The sequence below is a fragment of the Dietzia sp. B44 genome (assembly GCF_014145245.1).
Classification (GTDB): domain Bacteria; phylum Actinomycetota; class Actinomycetes; order Mycobacteriales; family Mycobacteriaceae; genus Dietzia; species Dietzia natronolimnaea.
Genome location: NZ_JAALEF010000511.1, coordinates 45,142 through 47,967, shown reverse-complemented (window position 1 = coordinate 47,967; position 2,826 = coordinate 45,142). Strand labels below are relative to the sequence as shown.

The following is a 2,826-nucleotide window of genomic DNA, read 5'->3' as shown; positions in this document are numbered from 1 at the left end:
CGAGGCCAAGGCGGCCGGGGGAGAGGCGTTCACGGTCGAGGAGCGCGAGGAGGCGAGCGACGACGACGGTGACGACGAGGTCGCCGACCTGCTTGCCGCCCTGCGGGCGGGTGTGAAGCACCGCGGCGGCAACGCAGACGACAGCGACGACGAAGACGACGACGAGGGCTCCGGCTCCGGGAAGAAGTCGTCGGCCAAGAGGAGCAGCTCGAGCTCGGCGAAGAAGAATCCGGCCAAGAAGACCACTGCTCGCAAGGCGCCCGCCAAGAAGTCTGCCTAGCTCCCACCGACAGCCGCGCGCCCCAGAATCATCCTGCTGCGATATATCCCGTGCGGATGATTCTGGAGCGCGCGGTTACATGCGACGGCCGCTGGTGCGCGGTGACGTCAGCTCCACTTCTCCACGAACGCCAGGGTCGCGGTGTTGGCGGTGTCGGGATCCGAGGCCGTGAGGAAGTGCTGGCCGCCGTCGACGATCTGTAGTTCGGCGGAGGGGGAGTTGGTGAAGCGCGTGATGCCGTCCTCGGCGTTGGCCACCGAGTACACCTGATCGGCGGTGCCCTGGAGCCACAGGACCGGGCAGGTGACGCCGTCGAGCCGGGCCTCGAGGCCGTCGCGGTCGCGGAGGTTGATGGAGGCTGTGCGCAGGCGGTGCCGGCCGTCGTCGCCGCGATAGTTGGTGCGGTAGGTCTCCAGCCAGAACTGCTTCTCCGCGTCGGAGACGTTCTCGCCGAGGCCGGCGGCGAGTACGCCCAGGACGAAGTCGTCGTCGACCACCCAGTCGTCGCCGACGGGGGCCGCCAGTGCGTCGATCGCGGGGCTGCAGAAGTCGGAACCGTCCCAGCAGCCGCGTTCCATGCTGGCCTGGCTCTCGTAGTCCATCGAGGTCCCGACCACGACGATGCCGCGGATCGCGTCGGGGTCGAGCAGTGCCATCCGGGTGACGATCCAGCCGCCCTGCGAGGTGCCCAGGGCGAATGCGGTGTCGATACCCAGTGCGTCGAGCACCTGCAGGTTGGCGATCGCGCTGTCCCAGTAGGTGAAGTGCCGGTACCGCGAGCGGGTGGCGCCGTGCCCGTACGGCTCGATCGCCAGCAGGTTCATCCGCGAACTGAGCGTCTCGTCAGCGAACTGCGGGCGGTACAACTCGACGGAGGTGGTGAACGAGTTGGCCATCACCAGGGTGGGCAGTGATGGGTCGTAGTCGCGACCGAACTTGTAGCCGATGGTCGAGCCGCCCAGGTGCGGGATGTCGATGGTTTGCGTCGTCATGGTGGTCCTTAGTGAGGGGATACGGAGGTGTTGGTTGACCATAGGACGCGATCGACTCGCACTGCTGACGAATCAACAGGTTGGCCGGGCCCGTCTGCGCGCGCTGCGGGAGGCGGAGGCGCGCGCTGACGGGCCTTGATTCGTTAGGCATGCATACAAACTTGACAGTTGTGTAGTAGCCACTCTGCGGATATTGTCGCTGGCAGTCGGTGGCGTAGCCTTATCCCCCCTCGAGGTGTCGCCGGCTCCGCAACGATGCGGACTACGCTGACCGAGTTTGGTCGCGATCCTTCATCGTGCGCGACAGAGTCGCCGGCGGCTGCGGGCTCCCCCTCTGCGGCCCCGGCGACTCAATCGTCTTGACCTCATTAGTCCCTTGGTGCCAACCCGGTGGCGTTCGAGAACCGGCTGGGAAACCAGCGCCCACGGAGTCAAGCCACCTTTCAGCTTTCCGCCCCGCGCCCCGTCGGTCCACCACTCCCGGCGGCGACGTTCCGCGACGCACGCACCCTCAACAGGCCGGCTTGATGAATGCCTTGAGGTAACCACCCGTCTCGTGCAGCAGGGCATAACGACGGGAGATCGAGGTGGGCCGGGGCGTGTCGGTCACGTAGATGGGTCCGTCGAAGCACTGCTCGAAGTACATCCGCACTCGCGACACGTGGCCCCAGTAGGTCACCACCAGCAGCGAACTGTACCCGTGCTCGCGGGCGATGCGGGTGGCGGCGGTGGTCTCACCCTCGGTTGTGTCCACGTCGGGGGCAAAGCACTCCACGTCGATCCGACGACCGTCGCGGGCGAGGACCGGGGTGGAGGCGCAGTAGGAGTCGATCGCGGCGGCGTAGCGGCCGGTGGCGCTCGGTGGCTGGGAAACGAGGATGTGGTCGGTCACGCCCTCCTCTGCGAGGCTGCGGGCGTAGACGTAGCGGTCGTCGTTCGAGCCAGCGACCACCACGATCGCGTCGACGCGCTCTGGCGAGTCGACCCGAGGAAAGAGAACGGCCCGTGCCGCGGTCAGGCCCGTGACCAGCAGCCCCACCACCAGGATAAGGGTGAGCACCACGATGCTTCGGCGGCGTCGGGAGCGTGGTCTCACGGATCCAGGCTACGGAGGCCTTCCGACCCGGGGGCACTGGCGTCCGGCTGCCGCAAGGCTCTGTCTATCGCATACTCCCGACGGCGTGCGCATCCGTTACAAGAAGGTGCGGGACGACAACGGGGAGGCGGTCGAGTTCTCGGACATCGCCAAGGCGTACGAGTCGGAGGAGGGCGAGATGGTCATCCTCACGAAGGAGGATCTGGCGAGTCTGCCGGTGGAGCAGTCGCACGAGATCGAGGTGACGGAGTTCGTCCCGGCGGACCAGGTGGATCCGGTGGCGTTCGACAACGCCTGTTTCCTGGAGCCGACGTCGCGGTCGAACGGGGCGTATGTGCTGATGCGCGAGGCGCTCGAGTCGACGGATCGGCTGGCGATCTGCACGTTCACGCTGCGCAATCGCACTCGGTTGTGTGCGCTGCGGGTGTACAAGGACGTGCTGATGCTGCAGACGTTGT

The 2,826-nt window shown here is 66.8% G+C and carries 2 protein-coding genes and 2 pseudogenes; 2 read left to right on the top strand and 2 right to left on the bottom strand.

Annotated elements, in window-relative coordinates; genetic code table 11:
- Positions 1-280: pseudogene (locus G6017_RS17110) on the top strand (non-homologous end joining protein Ku); the annotation flags it as partial.
- A gap of 107 nt (positions 281-387) precedes the next feature.
- Here the strand turns inward: G6017_RS17110 and G6017_RS15565 are convergent.
- The gene (locus G6017_RS15565) at positions 388-1,272 is read right to left on the bottom strand and encodes an alpha/beta fold hydrolase (protein WP_182618150.1); all 885 of its coding nucleotides are present in this window, start codon (positions 1,270-1,272) and stop codon (positions 388-390) included.
- A 511-nt stretch (positions 1,273-1,783) separates the two neighbouring features.
- On the bottom strand, positions 1,784-2,368 hold the full coding sequence (locus G6017_RS15560; RefSeq protein ID WP_347238033.1) for a YdcF family protein: 585 nt from the start codon (positions 2,366-2,368) through the stop codon (positions 1,784-1,786).
- Positions 2,369-2,447: 79 nt separating this feature from the next.
- Here G6017_RS15560 and G6017_RS15555 point away from each other — a divergent pair.
- Positions 2,448-2,826: pseudogene (locus tag G6017_RS15555) on the top strand (Ku protein); the annotation flags it as partial.